The organism is Variovorax sp. PAMC 28711, assembly GCF_001577265.1.
Lineage (GTDB): Bacteria > Pseudomonadota > Gammaproteobacteria > Burkholderiales > Burkholderiaceae_C > Variovorax.
Genome location: NZ_CP014517.1, coordinates 2,533,272 through 2,550,538 on the forward strand (window position 1 = coordinate 2,533,272; position 17,267 = coordinate 2,550,538).

14 protein-coding genes are annotated in these 17,267 nt (G+C 66.0%); 9 read left to right on the forward strand and 5 right to left on the reverse strand.

Annotated features, from left to right (window positions below):
• Positions 1-7: 7 nt before the first annotated feature.
• The 3 genes from AX767_RS12400 to apaG are packed head-to-tail and all read right to left on the reverse strand — an operon-like array spanning position 8 to position 3,670.
• Positions 8-1,276, reverse strand: coding sequence for a cation:proton antiporter (locus tag AX767_RS12400; RefSeq protein WP_068631626.1), 1,269 nt, complete (start codon positions 1,274-1,276; stop codon positions 8-10).
• Positions 1,273-3,243, reverse strand: coding sequence for a site-specific recombinase (locus AX767_RS12405; protein ID WP_068631627.1), 1,971 nt, complete (start codon positions 3,241-3,243; stop codon positions 1,273-1,275). The genes AX767_RS12400 and AX767_RS12405 overlap by 4 nt, the downstream gene beginning before the upstream one ends.
• A 31-nt stretch (positions 3,244-3,274) precedes the next feature.
• Entirely contained in the window at positions 3,275-3,670 is a 396-nt protein-coding gene (gene apaG, locus AX767_RS12410; protein ID WP_068633650.1) for a Co2+/Mg2+ efflux protein ApaG, read from the reverse strand.
• Between the two features lie 62 nt (positions 3,671-3,732).
• On the opposite strand from apaG, the gene rpe reads away from it, so the two are divergent.
• Complete coding sequence (gene rpe, locus AX767_RS12415) at positions 3,733-4,428, forward strand: ribulose-phosphate 3-epimerase (RefSeq protein ID WP_068631628.1); 696 nt, start codon at positions 3,733-3,735, stop codon at positions 4,426-4,428.
• Here the strand turns inward: rpe and AX767_RS12420 are convergent.
• Positions 4,418-4,684, reverse strand: coding sequence for a hypothetical protein (locus AX767_RS12420; protein ID WP_068631629.1), 267 nt, complete (start codon positions 4,682-4,684; stop codon positions 4,418-4,420). The two genes, rpe and AX767_RS12420, sit on opposite strands and share 11 nt — an antisense overlap.
• Before the next feature lie 87 nt (positions 4,685-4,771).
• Here AX767_RS12420 and AX767_RS12425 point away from each other — a divergent pair, with 87 nt between their 5' ends.
• Together AX767_RS12425 and ku are read left to right on the forward strand one after the other, a co-directional pair.
• Positions 4,772-5,728, forward strand: a complete 957-nt coding sequence (locus AX767_RS12425) for a succinylglutamate desuccinylase/aspartoacylase family protein (RefSeq protein ID WP_068631630.1) — start codon at positions 4,772-4,774, stop codon at positions 5,726-5,728.
• A 70-nt stretch (positions 5,729-5,798) separates the two neighbouring features.
• Complete coding sequence (gene ku / locus AX767_RS12430) at positions 5,799-6,743, forward strand: non-homologous end joining protein Ku (RefSeq protein ID WP_068631631.1); 945 nt, start codon at positions 5,799-5,801, stop codon at positions 6,741-6,743.
• 17 nt (positions 6,744-6,760) lie between these two features.
• Here ku and AX767_RS12435 read toward each other — a convergent pair whose 3' ends face one another.
• On the reverse strand, positions 6,761-7,579 hold the full coding sequence (locus AX767_RS12435) for a transglutaminase-like domain-containing protein (protein WP_068631632.1): 819 nt from the start codon (positions 7,577-7,579) through the stop codon (positions 6,761-6,763).
• A gap of 300 nt (positions 7,580-7,879) precedes the next feature.
• Here AX767_RS12435 and AX767_RS21910 point away from each other — a divergent pair, with 300 nt between their 5' ends.
• The 6 genes from AX767_RS21910 (at position 7,880) to AX767_RS12460 (ending at position 17,206) form a co-directional block, all read left to right on the forward strand.
• Entirely contained in the window at positions 7,880-8,032 is a 153-nt protein-coding gene (locus AX767_RS21910) for a hypothetical protein (RefSeq protein ID WP_237288437.1), read from the forward strand.
• Entirely contained in the window at positions 8,029-10,209 is a 2,181-nt protein-coding gene (gene katE, locus AX767_RS12440; RefSeq protein ID WP_068631633.1) for a catalase HPII, read from the forward strand. The genes AX767_RS21910 and katE overlap by 4 nt, the downstream gene beginning before the upstream one ends.
• A 202-nt stretch (positions 10,210-10,411) precedes the next feature.
• Complete coding sequence (locus AX767_RS12445) at positions 10,412-13,564, forward strand: type VI secretion system Vgr family protein (RefSeq protein ID WP_068631634.1); 3,153 nt, start codon at positions 10,412-10,414, stop codon at positions 13,562-13,564.
• On the forward strand, positions 13,561-15,615 hold the full coding sequence (locus AX767_RS12450; RefSeq protein WP_156481036.1) for a T6SS effector phospholipase Tle3 domain-containing protein: 2,055 nt from the start codon (positions 13,561-13,563) through the stop codon (positions 15,613-15,615). Before AX767_RS12445 ends, AX767_RS12450 begins: the two co-directional genes overlap by 4 nt.
• Positions 15,615-16,853 carry a hypothetical protein gene (locus tag AX767_RS12455; protein WP_068631636.1) on the forward strand — a complete coding sequence of 413 codons (1,239 nt, stop codon included), beginning with the start codon at positions 15,615-15,617 and terminating at the stop codon, positions 16,851-16,853. Before AX767_RS12450 ends, AX767_RS12455 begins: the two co-directional genes overlap by 1 nt.
• The gene (locus tag AX767_RS12460) at positions 16,853-17,206 is read left to right on the forward strand and encodes a hypothetical protein (protein ID WP_210392475.1); all 354 of its coding nucleotides are present in this window, start codon (positions 16,853-16,855) and stop codon (positions 17,204-17,206) included. The genes AX767_RS12455 and AX767_RS12460 overlap by 1 nt, the downstream gene beginning before the upstream one ends.
• Positions 17,207-17,267 lie beyond the last annotated feature (61 nt).

Genomic DNA, 17,267 nt, shown 5'->3' on the forward strand with positions numbered 1-17,267 from the left:
TCGTAGGTCATCGCAGTGTCTCTTCGTGGCCGCTGAACGCCTCGGGCGTCCAGGGTCTGGAGCTTTCGCCGGCCCCGTGGATGGCGATGGTGGCCAGCACCGCACCGAGCACCTCCATGAGCAAGATCGCGGGCAGCGCGACCTGCGTGATCATGGCGCCGAGCAGCGGCGACGCAGTGACGAACGCCGAGGCGATGAGCAGCGCGATCGACGAGAGCGGCGACATCGCACAGCCGACCCACAGCGCCTGCTTCCAGCTCGCACCGCTGCCGGGATTGGCGATGGCGACACCGGCGATTTTCGCGGCGAAGCGGGTGCCGATCACGGCCAGTACGACGCTGGCCACCGGCAAGCTCCAGTCGGCCTGCGCCGCGACGATCGACACCAGCACGAACATCAGCATGGTCAGCAGCGATGCGGCGGTGCCCAGCTGGCGCGGCCAGGCCCAGGGTCTGGGATTGAGCTGTTTCAGCAGGATGCCGCCGATCAACGCGGCGAGCGGTGCCGAACCGCCGATGTGCGCCGTGAGCGCGGCGCCCGCCGCGATGATCGCGAGCAGCAGGATCGAGGTGTTCTCGCTGGTCGGGCTCATCACCCGCAATGCCGAGCGCAACGCGAGCGCCATCAGCGCGCCCACCACGAACGACAGCCCGAGCACCACGCCCACCGGATAGAGCTTTTCCATCAGCCCCTGCGGCGCGCGTTCGATCAGTCCAGCCTGCGCGTAGCCCAGTGCGAGCGCGTAGAACGTGTTGAGCGTCGCGAGCGTCATGGCGCGTTCGGTCACCGGGCCGGAGGCGCGCGTGTCCATCACGACGCGGCTCAGCACCGCCGGCGAGGCGACGATCGCCATCAGGGCGATCGGGTTCGCCACCGGGTCGGGAATGCCCAGCCAGTGCAGCATCCAGAACACACCGAAGTAGGTGAGCGACGCTTCGAGCAGGCTTTGCAGCAGCACGCGCGGGTTGTAGCGGAACCAGCGCAGCGGCAGGCGGCCGCCGGCCTCGAACAGCACGATCGCCACGCCGAGCTCGAGCAGGAACAGCGGAATGCCCTGCAGCGGCCAGATCGCGCCTTCGAAGCCGGCAAAGCCCACGATCGTGCCGACGATCGAATAGCCCACCACCTTCGGCAGGCCCATGTAGCGCTGCACCAGGTGACCGGTGGCCGCGGCCACGGCCAGCAGCAGCGACCACAGCACGGTGGGCAGCCCGGCCGAGGGCCGCGCCCATTCGGACCAGAAGCCCATCAATTCAGTGGTGAGGGTAGAAATCATCGTGCAGGAACAAAAAATCGGGCCGGCCGGCTTCGCCAGCGGGCCAGGGTGGCGGCGCGGATGCGGGAGCGGTCGAGGCCGCTGACGCTGTGCGCGCGCAGCGCCAAGCGAAACGCGCAGTAGAAGCTCACGCTCACATTGAGCGCCCCGATGAAAGGGAGGGCCGCGACCGCCCACCATAGCGCAGGTTGCTGCAGCGCCGGCATGCCGATGGACGCGACCGCTGCGGCCAGCTGGCCGGTCGACAACGTCACATGCCGCACGTCCAGGCCGATGCCGAAGAATGCCGCGAACGCCGGCACCAGCCCGAGCATGAAACCGAGCGACACGTTGGACGCGAAACCGGAAATATGGGTGCGCATGAAGGTCGCCCAGCGGTGGGCGCGGGCTGCGCCCAGGACGGCGCCGATGCGTGGGTTGTAGCGCATGGCCGAGTCCAGCCGGTGCAGGACAAATGCGTTTTCCACCCAGCCGGCAATGATGCTGGCCGCAAACAGCAGCACGCCGGTGAAGGCGGCGAACAGCAGCGTCGGGCCCGCCAGCGACAGCGAGTGCAGCACCGCCTGCGCGTGCGGCGCGTCGAGCATCGGCTCGGCGGCCAGCCACTGGACAAGCGACGCCAGCGCGAGCACCGTCGGCACGACGACCAGCACGTTGCCCAGCACCGCCGCCACCTGCGAGCGCACGAGGTGCGTCACCTCGTCGACGAACGCGTCGACTGCGCCTTCCTGCTTCAGGTCGCGCAGCTTGGCGGCCATGGCGGGCGCGGTCATGGCCGGCTGCTTGGTGGCGAGCGTCAGGTGCAGCAGCTGGATCGCGACAAAGCTCGCGGCGTACATGACGCCCGACCAGAAGCCGCTCCAGAACGCCGACAGGCCGAGCGCGAGGATGCCGAACTTGAGCATCACCGTGATGGCCGTCATGGCGCCGCCGCCCGCGGCCTTGCGCACCATCTGCCCATAGGCGGCGAGGTCGCGGGTGATGTAGTGCTCGCCGGTCTCGGCGCTGCGCTCGGTCACCTTGGCAGCGAGCATCGACGAGTTCGAGGCGATCAGCGCACGGATGCTGTTGCGCTCGCCGCCCGTCACCACGAGCCGGCCGACCAGCCGCCCGACGCTGGCGGCCGGCGTGGGCGACAGCAGGCAGTCGAGCAGCTCCCGGATGCGCAGCACGCGCTCGCGCAACTGGCGCAGCCGGAACACCAGCCCGACCGAAATGCCGTTGTCTTCCAGGTGCGAGTAAATGGTGGCGGCGCCGGCGCGGCAGGCATCGAGCCGATCGCGAAACGCGAGGAAGGCGGCTTGCAGTGCGGCATCGTCGGGGGGCTGGCGGAACATCTCGTCGCGCAGGTCGTCGAGGTCGGCCAGGAGCGCGTGGAACGATCGGGCCTCGCGCACCGGATCGCTCATGCGCAACCTCAGTTCGGGCGAAAAGCCGGCCGCCACGACCTGGCTGGTGCAATAGGTGACGGCGTCCATCACGGTGTGGCGCCAGCGCGGCGCGCCGTCGACGGTTTCGTCGGCCATCAGCGCGCCGATGCGGTTGAGCAGCGCATCGTCCAGCAGCGCGATCCATTTCGCGTCGAAGGCGCGGGGCAACACCAGCCGGAACAGCTCCGAAGCGTCGGTGGTCTCGGGCGTGCCGGGGAGCATCTTGCGGCGAAGTCGGTCGCTCAGCTCGCTCACGAAGGCGCTGCGCGGCGCGAAGCCGTGGTCGGCCAGGAGCGCAGTGAGGTCGACCGTCTGCGTGAACACGCGCCACCATTCGCGGGCGCGTTCGCGCAGTTCCGGCCGCGCCTCGATCGCGTCGAGCAACAAGACGACGCGGCCGGCCGCGGCCTGCGGGGCCGCGCGGTCGCCGCGCAGCCAGTCGAACAGGTCGATCAGCCAGATGTGACGATGCGCCAGGTCGGCCGCCGGGTCGAGGCGGGCGAGCAGGCTCGTCAGATCGCGCGAGGCGGCACGCATGGGAAGACGGGGGTGCGCAGCGGCGGCCGGCTCAATGCAGGACGCGCGTGCCGGCGGCACCGTCGGCGTCGGCTTCCAGCACGAACATCGGAACCGGAACGTCGAAGCGCTCGCCTTCTTCGCTCACCACGAAATAACTGCCGTGCATCGTGCCGCTGGGCGCCTGCAGGCGGCAGCCGCTGGTGTAGCGGAAGGATTCGCCGGGTGCCAGCAGCGGCTGCTGCCCGATCACGCCCAGCCCCTTGACTTCCTGCGTGTGGCCGGAGGCGTCGTTGATGACCCAGCGACGGGCGATCAGCTGCATTGGCACCGTGGCGGTGTTGGTCACGGTGATCGTGTAAGAGAACGTGTAGATGCCGTCCCCGGCGGAAGATTGGTCCGCGAGGAATCGGGGTTCGACCTGGACGGTCAGCGGGCTGTTCGACATGGCGCGCATGGTAACTGGTGCCTCCGGCTGCAGCGGCCCATCTGCTTTGAGACAATGGCCGCATGACGAGCCCCACGTACCGCATTTCCCCCTCTATCCTGTCCGCCGATTTCGCACGCCTCGGTGACGAGGTCGAGCAGGTGATCGCAGCCGGCGCCGACTGGATCCATTTCGACGTGATGGACAACCACTATGTCCCCAACCTGACCTTCGGTCCGATGATCTGCAAGGCGCTCAAGCCGCATGCGAAAACGGCCGCCGGCGTGGCGATTCCGATCGACGTGCACCTGATGGTCAAGCCGGTGGACGCACTGGCCGCCTCGTTCGCCGAAGCGGGGGCGGACTACATCAGTTTCCACCCGGACGCGTCGCCCCACACGCACCGCAGCATCCAGGCCATCAAGGCGGCGGGGTGCAAGGCCGGTCTGGTGTTCAATCCCGGCCTCGGTCTGGAGGCGCTCGACTGGGCGATCGACGACATCGACCTCATCCTCATCATGAGCGTGAACCCGGGCTTCGGTGGCCAGAGCTTCATCGATTCGGCGCTTCGCAAGATCGAGCTGGCGAGAAAACGCATCGAGCAGACCGGCCGCGACATCCGCCTCGAAGTCGACGGCGGCATCAAGATCGACAACATCGCGGCCGTCGCGAACGCCGGTGCCGACACCTTCGTGGCGGGCAGCGCGATTTTCGGCCACACAGACTACGCGAGCGTCATCTCGGCGATGCGCGGCAATCTGGCCACCGTCAGCGCTTGACCTTGTCGTTGTAGACGCGGTCCGTCACGGGTCCGCGGTCGGTATCGACCAGGCCGCGCTTCACGTCTTCCGCGCCTTGCTTGCCGACGCGTGTCGGTTCGCCGTCGGGCGTCTCCTGGCTTTCGGAGGACTGGTCGCGTTCGTGCGGCAGTCGCGGCGCGGAATCGCCGCCCTGTTCGACCTTCGTGTGGCCGCCCTCGGTATCCCTCAACGGGTCGGTCGTGTCGGTCGCGGGATCGTTGGTTTTCGTGGCCATGAAAGTCTCCTTTTCGAATGTAATTTCTCCCATGGTGCAAGCGCTGCAGCGGTAGGACCGGCCAGCCGCTGGCTGTAGGATGCCTCGATGACGACGCTCCTCCGAATCCACGGTTTTTCCGCCCCGGTGGCCGGCCCCAAGCTGATCGTGCTCGGCGGCGTGCACGGCGACGAAACCTGCGGCACCGAGGGCATCGAACGCGTGGTGGCCGAGCTCGATGCGGGCACGCTCGCATTGCGCTGCGGCGCGCTCACGCTGGTGCCCGTGGCCAACCCGCTCGCTCGCCAGCGCCAGCGCCGCGAGGGCGAGCGCAACCTGAACCGGCTGTTCCAGCCGAGCGACGCGCCCGCCGACTACGAGGCCCGAATCACCAATCTTCTGTGCCCGCTGCTCGACCGGCACGACGTGCTGCTCGACCTCCACTCCTTCCAGAGCGCGGGCGACGCGTTCGCGATGATCGGCCCGCGCGACAACACGGGCACCCTCGAACCCTTCGCGCAGGCCACCGAAGAAGGCCGGCTGGCCTTGCACCTCGGCACTTCGCGCGTGGTCGAAGGCTGGCTCGACATCTACGCCGACAGCCTCGCGCGCCGCGCCGCGCTGCCAGGTGGCATGCCGGTCGACGATGCGGCGCTGGCCTTCGGTTGGGGCACCAACGAATACATGCGCAGTCGCGGGGGCTATGGCGTCACGCTCGAGTGCGGCCAGCACCGGGACCCGGAGGCGCCGAAAGTCGCTCACCGCGCGATTCTGGCGGCGTTGCGCCTGCTCGGCATGGTCGCGTCAGCGCCCGAGGCGGCGCCGCCGTCACGCCCCGAACTGCTGCGCCTGGTCAGCGTGACCGATCGCGCGCACGAGGGCGACCAGTTCGTTCGCGAATGGGCCACCTTCGACGCGGTGGCGCAGGGCGAGCCGATCGGCGTGCGCGACGACGGCGCCGTGCTGCATGCCGAGTGCGACGGGGTCATCGTGTTTCCCAATTCGGAGGCGCTGCCCGGCACCGAGTGGTTCTACTTCGCGGTGCCGAGCGACCGCGTGCTGTAGCTGACGCGCTGCGTTCCTACAGCGGCCGCGGGGCGTGCGGCATAAGTTCCGAGGCTGGAGGATTCCTGCCATGCCCGACACCCACACCCCTGCACCGCGCGTTCTGTGGAAAGGCGCCATCAGCTTCGGCCTCGTGCACATTCCGGTTGCGCTTTATTCGGCGACGACCGACAGCAGCATCGATTTCGACTGGCTCGACAAGCGCACGATGGACCCGGTCGGCTACAAGCGCATCAACAAGAAAACCGGCAAGGAAATCCAGCGCGAGCAGATCGTCAAGGGCATCGAATACGAAGACGGCCAATACGTGGTGCTGAGCGATGCGGAAATCGCCGCCGCCTATCCCAAGACCACGCAGACCATCGAGATCGAGACCTTCGTGCCCGCCGACGGCATTCCGTTCGTGTACCTGGAGCGGCCGTACTACGTGGCGCCCATCAATCGCGGCGCCAAGGTGTATGCGCTGCTGCGCGAAACGCTGCAACGGAGCGGTCGCATCGGCGTGGCGCGGGTGGTGATCCAGACCAAGCAGCACCTCGCAGCGCTCGTGCCGTCGGGGGCCGGCATGGTGCTGAACCTGCTGCGCTGGGGCGCCGACATCCGCTCGTGGGAGCACTTGCCGCTGCCCGCGGAAGGGGCGAAGCAGGCCGGGCTGTCGGACAACGAACTCAAGATGGCGAAGCAGCTCGTCGAGGACATGAGTTCCGACTGGGATCCGAATGCGTTCAAGAATTCGTTCAAGGACGAAATCATGAAGCTGGTCGATCGCAAGGTCGAATCCGGGCAGACCGAGTCGGTCGAAAAGCCGGAGGCGATGGAGCCGAGCGACGGCGGGGGCGCCAAGATCCTGGATCTCACCGAATTGCTGCAGCGCAGTCTGCGCAAGGGCTCGTCGCCCGACAAGTCGGCGGCCCCTGAAAAGGAAAAGCCGGCTGTCCCACGCAAACGCGCCGCCGCGAAGAAAACCAAGCCCGCGACAAAAAAGCCCCCTGCTACCAAGCGGCGCGCGGCCTGAGCCGGGTCTGATTCGGGTTACTGAACGATCTCGTCGGTCGTTACCTCGAAGCGCTGCAGCGTGTTGGCGCCGAACACCATGGTGATCGGCACATCGGCCGCATCCCGCCCGCGGGCAATCACGATGCGGCCGACGCGCGGCGTGTTGTGGCGCGCATCGAAGGTGTGCCAGCGGTCGCCCAGGTACACCTCGAACCAGGCGCTGAAGTCCATCGGATAGGGCACGGGCGGAATGCCGATGTCTCCGAGATAGCCGGTCACGTAGCGCGCGGGAATGTTCATGCAGCGGCACAGTGTGATGGCCAGGTGCGTGAAGTCGCGACACACACCGACCCCTTCGCGGAAGCCCTCCAGCGCGGTGCGCGTGGCGCGAGCGCGCTGGTAGTCGAAGCGCAGGTGGCGATGCACGAAATCGCAGATCGCCTGCACCCGATGCCAGCCCGGCGACACGTTGCCGAAATTGGCCCAGGCGAATTGAAGCAGTTCGCTGTCGACTTCGCAGTAGCGGCTCGGCAGCACGAAAGGAAGCGTGTGGACGGGCAGATTCGCGGGGGCGTGCTCGACGGCGCCGTAATCGACCGGGTCGGCCCAGCCGCTGTCGAAAACGACCGCCTCGTTTCGCAGCCGGACCGTGCTCACGCCGAACGGCACATGGACCCGCGCGCACTGGTTGTCGAACACGTCGCGGTAGTGGTCGGTCACCAGCGGCGGGCTGATGGTGATGCTTTCGCCTGCCGGTATGTCGTGCGCCCTCGAAGGATGCACCTGCAACATGTAGATCAATGCCGTCGGGGCGGAGACGCCGAGTTCGATGTCGAAGCCGATTTTGATGAGCATGTTGGGCGTTTCGATGGGTGAGGTGGGGTGACCAGTCAAGGAGGCAAGCAGCTTTGATGCCCGCTTTGGTCGAGCCATCCTATCGCCCCCGATTTTCGGGTGGCATAGGCGGCGGCCTGTTGTCTCGTAGGCGCCGGCATCCGCCGGTCGGTGCGCTCCTACCGAAGCTCCCTCGTGGCTCCCACGCGTCAGAGCGCGCCGTCACTACGGGCCACGGACGCCGCAAACCGTAAATTGACGAGGTGGCAGGTGAAATGCCGCGCATCTTCATTTATCAACGCGGTCCTGCGGGAGCACATCATGGAAATTTCGTCGCTATGGAGCAGTCTCGGTTCGGCTTCTCTCGATGATTTGCTGGTATGGGCGGTTGCGCTCACGGCAGGTGTTGTCTCCCTGATCGCGCTGGTGAATGCGCTCGACATGTTTCTGGACGCCGACGTACCCACCCAATGACCCCACAAAACAAGGCCGCTGCCGGTCGCCGCCCGAAGGCCAGCGATGGCGCCAATGCCAAGCAGGCGCAACTCGCGGAATCCACTGTCGACAACGCCTCGGCCCTGACCACGAACCAGGGCCTGCAGATCCCCGACAACCACAACTCGCTCAAGGCGGGCGTGCGCGGGCCGACCCTGCTGGAGGATTTCATCCTCCGCGAAAAGATCACGCACTTCGACCATGAGCGCATTCCGGAGCGCGCGGTGCATGCACGCGGGTCTGCCGCGCATGGTTACTTTCAGGTTTACAAGTCGATGTCGCAGTTCACCTGCGCCGAGTTCCTGCAAGATCCGGCCGTGAAGACGCCGGTGTTCGTGCGCTTCTCCACCGTGGCAGGCTCGCGCGGTTCGGCCGACACGGTGCGCGACGTGCGCGGTTTCGCCGTCAAGTTCTACACGCAGCAAGGCAATTACGACCTGGTCGGCAACAACATCCCGGTGTTCTTCATTCAGGACGCGATCAAGTTTCCGGACCTGATTCACGCCGTGAAGCCGGAGCCGCACCACGAGATGCCGCAGGCCGCCAGTGCGCACGACACCTTCTGGGATTTTGCGTCGCTGATGCCCGAGTCGACGCACATGCTGATGTGGGCGATGAGCGATCGCGCGCTGCCGCGCAGCCTGCGCATGATGGAAGGCTTCGGCGTCCACACCTTCCGCTTCATCAACAGTCGCGGCGAGAGCCACTTCGTGAAGTTCCACTGGAAACCCAAGCTCGGCATCCACGGCCTCGCCTGGGACGAGGCCCAGAAGATCGCCGGCAAGGACGCCGATTTTCACCGGCGTGATCTGTGGGAAGCCATCGACAACGGCGACTTCCCCGAGTGGGAACTCGGCGTGCAAATGATTCCGCAGGACAAGGAGCATGCGCTCGGTTTCGACCTGCTCGACCCGACCAAGCTCATCCCTGAAGAACTGGTGCCGGTCGTGAAGATTGGCCGCATGGTGCTCAACCGCAACCCCGACAACTTCTTCGCCGAGACCGAGCAGGTCGCGTTCCATCCAGGCCACGTGGTGCCGGGCATCGATTTCTCGAACGATCCCTTGTTGCAGGGGCGCCTCTTCTCGTACACCGATACGCAAATTTCGCGGCTGGGCGGTGCGAACTTCCACGAGTTGCCGATCAACAAGGCCGTCTGCCCATTCCATAACTTCCAGCGCGACGGCATGCACCGGCAGACCATCGCGCGCGGGCAGGTGGCTTACGAGCCGAATACGCTGGGCAACGGCTCGGAATACCGGGTCGACGGCGGCAACGGCGGCTTCCAGTCGTTTCCTGAAGAAATCGACCCGCCGAAAATTCGCCGGCGCAGCCCGTCGTTCGACGATCACTTCACGCAGGCACGCCTGTTCTTCAACAGCCAGACCGCTGCTGAAAAAGACCACATCGTGGCGGGCTTCCGCTTCGAGCTGTCCAAGCTCGAAGTGCCGGCGATTCGCCAGCGCATGGTCGACAACCTGGCGCACGTCGACGAGAAACTCGCGCGCCGCGTGGCCGAGCCGCTGGGTATCCACGCACCCGATGCGAAGGCTGCGGCAGGCCGTTCGGGCTTTCGCGATCACCGCATCACGATGGCGGTGTCGGAATCGCCCGCGCTCAGCATGGTCGGCACCGGTGACGGTTCGATCAAGACGCGCAAGGTCGCGATCCTCGTGGCCGATGGCGTCGACTCCGCATCGCTCAAGCCGATCCGTGAGGCGATCGAAGCCGCCGGCGCACAGTGCAAGGTGGTCGGCCTGCGCCTCGGTTCGGTGACGAGCGCGAGCAAGCGCCAGATCGAAGTCGACGTGACCTTCACCAACACGCCGTCGGTGATGTTCGATGCGGTGCTCGTGCCCGCCGGTGCAGAGAACGTGGCTGCACTCGCGCGCAACGGCGACGCCGTGCACTTCGTGCTCGAGGCCTACAAGCACTGCAAGGCGATCTGCACGGTCGGCGAAGGCGTCGGCCTGCTGTCGACATTGGGCATCGGCAACGATGCCGCGGGCGCCCCGGCCGGCGTGGTCGTCGCAAACACACCGGCAACCAACATGGGCGACAACACCGCCGCGCTGCAGGTGGCGCACGATTTCGTTGCAGCCATTGCCAAACACCGGCATTGGGACCGGGCGAACATCGACGCTGTTCCCGCTTGAGTTGATCGTCGGTATTGCGACGCTTTGCGCAGTGGTTGTGTGCATTGCGTGGCGCATCCCTGTCAGTTTTGAGGGGGGTGACCGAACGGGTGGCCCACGAGCCGCATTGAGCGTTTAGACTCGCTCCCCGACGCAACCTCCATGTCACTGGAGAGCGCCGATCGAGCTCAGGGAGAGTACTAAATGCATGAAGCCAGCGCCCATGGCCGGCCTTGACCTTCGCGCCCTGTGGGCCGACCTCAGCCAGTCCAACCGCCTCTATCGCCTCGAGCCCATCGCCTCTCAAGGCACCCAAGGCACCACGAGCCTCCAGTCCCTTCGCGTCGAAGCCTGGACCCAGCGCGAAACCCTCTCCCAGCTCTTCGAACTGCGCATCGTCTGCCTGAGCCTGGACGCCAGCCTCGAACTCAAGAGCCTCATCGGCCAGCCCCTCAGCCTCCTCACCGTCCTGGCCGACGGCCGCACCACCCGTCGCAGCGGCATGGTGCGCGCGGCCGAATCCCTCGGCGCCGACGGCGGCCTCGCCCGCTACCGCCTCACCCTCGTCCCCTGGCTCTGGCTGGGCACCCAGCAAGGCCGCAGCCAGGTCTTCCAGCACCGCAGCGTCGCCGACCTCATCGCGCAAATCCTCACGCCGTATGCCGACGCCGGCCCCTTCGCCTTCTCCCCCGAAGTCGCCACCTTCCTCGCAGACGCCCCCGTTCGCACCCACTGCACGCAGTACCGCGAGAGCGACTTCGACTTCCTGCAACGCCTCCTGGCCGAAGAAGGCCTGGGCTGGCGCATCGAAGAAGACGAAGCCGCCCCCATGGGCCACAAGCTCGTCATCTTCTCGGCCAACGACCACCAGCCCGTCGACCCCTCGTCCCCGGTCCGCTTCCACCGCAAGAGCTCGCAAGAAACCAGCGACGCCGTCCAGGCCCTCGTGCGCCGCATGCGCCAGAGCGTCGCCCAGGTCCATCTGAGCACCTGGCACGTCGATGCCAAACGCCAGATCAGCGCCAGCGCACCGGCGCGCTGGCCCGTGGGCGGCGAGCGTGCGCCACGCCTTGAATACGACGACATCCAGGGCCTCTGCGACCAGGCCCGCAACTGGAACGACAGCCGCACCGTCGAGCGCTACGCCAGCCTCCTCATGCAAGCTGCAGAAAGCCGCGCCGACACCCTGCTGGGCCACAGCACCGCGCGCACCCTGCGGGCAGGCACCCGCCTGCAGATCAGCGACGCCCCGGCACTCGGCCTGAAGACAGCGCCCGACCTCCTGCTGGACCGCATCGAACACATCGGCATCAACAACCTGCCGCGCGACACCGCAGCCGCCATCGCCGCGCAGCTGGGCGGCCTGCTGCCACACCTCGTCTTCGATGCGCAACCGCACGCCATCCCGAGCGTCACCGCCGAAGTCGATGTCTTCGGACTGGCATCCACAACAAAAACGACAACAGCACTTCCCGGTCCGAGCGACCTGCACCCCGCCGCCCAGACCCTTGCCACCGCACAAGCCACCGGCTACGCCAACAGCTTCAGTGCCGTCCATCGGGAGCGCCCCTGGCGCCCCGCCATCGTCGCCGCAGCCGGTGCCCGCCTGCACGCCAAACCCACGGTGCACGGCGTGCAAAGCGCCCTCGTGGTCGGCCCCTCCGGCGAGACCACGCCCCACGGTGCGAACGAGCTCTACTGCAACGCGCGCGGCGACGTGCGCGTGCGCTTCCACTGGCAGCGGCCCGAAGCAGAGGGGGAGGGGCGGGAGACGCACCAAGACAACCGCTCCACCCGCTGGATCCGCGTCGCCCAGCGCCAGGCCGGCCCCGGCATGGGCTGGCAGTGGCTGCCGCGCATCGGCCAGGAAGTGCTGGTGCGCTTCGTGGACGGCGACATCGACCAGCCCGTCGTCGTCGGTGCTCTCTACAACGGCCGCGGAGAAGGCGGCCTCGCCCCCAGCCCGGGCGGCGAGCAACGCAGCGAGGCGGACACCAGCGTCTTCGCCCAAGCACGCGATGGCGCACCGAGCGGCCAGGCCAACCTCGTGCACGGCCAGACCGAAGGCCACACCCCCGCCTGGCACGGCGCCAGCGCCGACCCGCAAGGCCACCGCAACCCCGCCGCATTGACCGGCTTCAAGACCCGGGAATTCGGTGGATCGGGCTTCAGTCAACTCGTCTTCGACGATTCCGACCACCAGCTTCGCATCCAGCTGCACGCCAGCACCGGGCACAGCCAGCTCAACCTGGGCCACCTCGTCCACCAGGCCGACAACCACCGCGGCAGCTTCCGCGGCCAGGGGATGGAGCTCAGAACCGACGGCTACGGTGCCCTCAGAGGCGGCAAGGGCGTGCTCCTGACCACCTACCACGCGAGCTACAGCGGCCGTGGTGGCCAGAAGCTGGAACCCACCGGCGACTTGGCCGCCGGCATGGCGTTGATGAAACAAGTCCAGCAACTGGGCCAGGCTTTAAGCAACGCCGCCAAGACCCATCTCACCGTGCAGATGGCGGGGCATGTAGGAACCACCCGGCCCGAGCACTCGATCCTGGACCAGGACAGGGCCCCGCACGCGGCGATGCTGCACGCGGTGAGCGGCATGGTGGCGGGGCGTGCGGTGAATGACGCGTACGCCGATGCGGCGGACAAGAACACGGCCATCGGCAAAGGCCAAGGTCAAGACAAAGTCCCGCACACCACCGATGCGGTCGTGGCGCTGGCCGCCAAAGGAGGCCTCGCGATGGTCGCCGGCCAGCATGTGCAGCTGGTGGCCGGGGAGACGGTGACGCTGGGCAGTGCGGGTGATGTGAACCTGGCGCTGGCCGATGTGCTGCGTGTGCACAGCGGGCAGGCCATCGGGGTGCTGGCCGGGGCCGAGAAGGCCGATGCCGCAGACGGCCTGAGCGTCATCGCCAGTCAGGACGACATCGACGTCCAGGCGCAGCACGACGAGTTGAAGATCCAGGCCAAAGACCCGATCAAGCTGGCGAGCACGACGAAGACGGTGGAGATCGCTGCCAAGAAGAAGATCCGCATCGCGACGGCGCAAGGCGCCAGCATGACGCTGGAGAACGGGGACATCACGTTTGAGTGTCCGGGGACGATTACTTACTTCAGCTCGCAGCGGAAGTTGGCGGGGCCTGCGCGACTGCAGCACGCGCTTCCAGCCAACCCGGACGCCGCCCCATTCCAACGCAAGTACGTCATTCGCCGTGCCACCGACGACCAACCCGTTCCCCACCAGAAGTACCGCATCACGATGGACGATGGCCGCGTGATCGAGGGCGTCAGCAATGAAAAAGGCGAAACGAACCTCGCCAAATCCGATGGCATTCAGAACGTGGTGATCGAACTCTTGTACGACCGAACATGAACAACCAGGAACTCGATACCCAGGCGCCAACGACTTTCCCCGGGATGGACTCGAGCGACGTTCATGTCGGCTTTCTCCCCGGGCTCGTGATCTTCGTGCACGGCGTGAACTCCGATGGCGAGTGGTACGAGCAGTGTGAAGAAGGATTGATCGATGGCCTCAACAAGCGCCTTGGCTACGACCGGGCGCTGCAGTCCAGCCGCGCCATGCTGCGCAAGGTGGACTACGCGCCGGAATTGCTGACGAACGGCGACATAGATTTCGGAGTCAGCGGCAAGAACTTCATCGCCGACCCGGGCCGCTCGCCGGTCATCCGCTTCCGCTGGGGCTACAAGGCCGCTGGAGAGGACGGCACCGACACCGTCGACGAAAAAAAGGAATACGCCGGCAAGATCTACCTGAACGAACTCGACGCCTGGGGCGGCGGGCCGTTCCAGAACGGCACCAGCGCCCTGCCCTACATGTGGGGCAAGGGCCTGGACGATCGCCTTTTCTGGTGGATCTACGCCAACATGCTGCCAGTGGAGGGGCGCGACGTGTACGCCTGCCCGCCACGCACCTACTACGCGCATGCGGCGCACCGGCTCAAGGAACTCATCAAGGCCATTCGCCACAAGCAGCCGGACTGCCCCATCACCGTGGTTTGCCACAGCCAGGGCAACATGGTCACGCTGGGCGCGGCCATGCTCGGCATCGCCGAAGGCGCACTGGCGGACACCTACATCCTGGCCAATCCGCCCTACAACCTGGACTCCAGCAGCATGGATGCGCTGTCGAACTCGGAAGGGTTCAACCTCGAAGGCGATGCCGGCGGGGTGACCAGCGAGGCCCGGCAGCAGACCTTCAAGAACTTCCTGCAGGCGGTGGTGGATCGCTTCAACAAGGCGCACCAGCCACTCGACGAAATCAACGACAGGCAACGCAACGAAGACCCGGAGACCGGAGAATCCCGCTTCGTTCTCAACGACATGGGCGAGGCATCGGATGCGCCTTACCCCTATGTCCAGGGCGAAGACCGCGACAACCGCGGCCGCGTGTTCCTGTACTGCAATCCGCATGACCAGGTGATCGGCGTCTCGCCGGTGCAGGGCATGGGGTGGCAGGGCGTCAGCAAGGCGCAGCGCGACGCGCTCGATGCCGGCAAGCGCTTTCATGTGCGCGTGTGGGCGCAGCCCAAGGCGGGGGGCGACAGCTTCCAGGTCGGCAGCGCCGACTGGAAGCAGTACAACTATCTGGAAGACAACCACAGCAAACGCTTCTGGAACCCGCCGGCACCGGTGGCCCGCTACCGTCTGTCATACAACCCGAGGCAGAGCTTCTTCTCCAAGGTGATCACGACGGTGACGGCGCCCTTGCTGATCGTGGCCACGCGCCTGGTCAATGTGCGCATCAACGACGATCCGAAGAAGGGCTGGACGGTGGGCATCAATGCGCCGGAATTGCCAGACCCCTTCGAGCCTCTGAGCCGGCGCGCGGCCACCCCGAATGACCGTGCGGGCGGCTACGAAGGCCGGCGCGACTTCGATTTCGACGAAGGCAAGGACCCGGCACAAGGTTATGTGAACAAGAACGGCGAGTTCGGCGCGCAGCACGGCATCGACGGTGGCGGTGACGCCAGCACCGAGGCCGGGCTGCGCTACGAGATCAACGCGCGCCTGAAGATGGAGCGGGCGGCGGGCCGGCTCGGAAAGGACGAGGGCGACATGAAAACCCAGACTCGAAAATTCCTCGAAGAAAATCCCAACGCCACCGACCACTCGACCATCGTGGGCCACACCATGCATGCGCGCAAGGCCATCGCTTATGACGTGGCCATCGGGTGGGTCAATCCTTCGGAGATCACGGGCGAGGACCTCAAGAAATTCAGGCAGTTTGCAGATTGGCGGTACGTAGAGCAGTCTGGCCTCGATCCTCGATTCAATGAGTATCCAGACAAAGGCTTCTTCAACGGCCATCAACTCTTCCGCACCTACGACATGAAGCATATGGCCGCCAACGCCCCTCAGATCGTCGACAAGCGAAAGAGCAATTTCATTGCGGATATTCATTGATGAACACACGTCGCACTTTGATGCTGGGAGCCACGATGGGACTGCTTGATTTTTTGGGCCTGAACCAGCAGGCCGCGGCCATGGGGCCGCGCCCGGCGCCAACAGCCGCCGATCCCCTGCTGCGCAATGGGGGCTGGCCGCAAGGCGCGGCAGCGCAACTGATCGCGGGCAACGTGATCACGCCGCTGCGGCACATCGGTTATCCGGCGGATTGGTTTCTCGACCAACTGCTGGCGCTTGAGCCGGAGGATTTACCTCCGAAGTCATTTCGAGCAACGGCCCCTGCTACTGACAAGCTCTATACCTACGCGAACCGCTATACGTCTGATCTTGCCGAAAGCTACTCCCTGCCCGTGAGCTACTTCAACCAGACCGTTGAGGGCTATCACATGTTCTTGTGGAACGGCGTGAAGATGAAAGGCTTGCAGGTCGTGACCGCCCTCCCCGAGAGCCTCACGCCACAGGAGGTGCAAAAGATCTGGAACTATGCCTACCTGTCCTACGGCAACGTCTCCAAACCCACCCTGACCTCCGCCCCCGGCCTGTCCGGCTGGAACGGCCTGGCAGCCGCCTGGAGCCTGATCGCCACGCCCGAGGCCAAGGCCGTCTGGCTCACCAGTTCGGATGCACTCAGCCGACCCAAGGATGAACAACCCAACGAATCGGGCGTTCAATTGATCGTGGGCCATCCGGCCTACGAAAGCGGGCGCAAGCCACTGGCCTACTTCACGGCGCCCGTGACAGTCAAGAACGACGATGCCAAGCCGAGCTACCTCCAGGAGCGCAAGCGCATCGCCGCCCTGCGCGAAGCGGCCGAGCAGGTCTGCGCCGCTGCCGGCATCGATCCGAAGACGGTCGGCACGGTGATGCGCGACAGCGGCAGGGGTTCGCGTGAAGCCGCCGCACGCTTGTCGGACACCACGGCCGCGCTGCATTCGCTGATGCCCAACCTGGATCTCGTGCAAAACATGCTGGACATGAGCTCGCTGCTAGGCGACCTCGGTGCATCGACGGTGAACTACTCGCTGCTGATGGCCGCCTTCGCCTGCCACGAGCGCAAGCATCCGGTGCTGTATCTGTCCAGCCGGGACCCGGAGGCAGCGCGCGCCGCCCTGGTGCTACCTTCGCCTGACTATTCGGTGACCGACGCGGCCCGGCGCGGTCGAGCGGTCACGTACGGCAAGCAAACGAACCGCCCATGGTGGGGCGAGCGCAAGGACGGCAAGGCGGACTACTGATGCCGGGCGCTCAACCCATGCCGCGCTCGCTTCGTTCGACGGCAACAATCGCAATGCTCGCAATCCTGCTGGGTGGCTGCGCCGCTCGCACGACCGAGAAGCAATACGCCAACGCGGGCTACGACAACGGCGACAACTACGACCTGAGCCTTTGCTGGAAGAAATTCATCCATCGCCGAGCGACGGACAACCATGTGTTGCCGAACGAGAAGTATGTGGTGCGAGATGTACCTGGCAAGGTGGTAGGTTCGGGCGTCACCAGCGTTAAGGGGGAAACCATTCCCCTGCGCTGTGACCCGCGCGGCCCGTTCACATCGGAACTCGTGTTCGAGCGAAGCCCATCGTCCAGATGATCTTTATGCGGGGTCTCGTTTTGCGGCGTCCATGGTGGTCGGTTTGGTTGCTGCCTGTGCC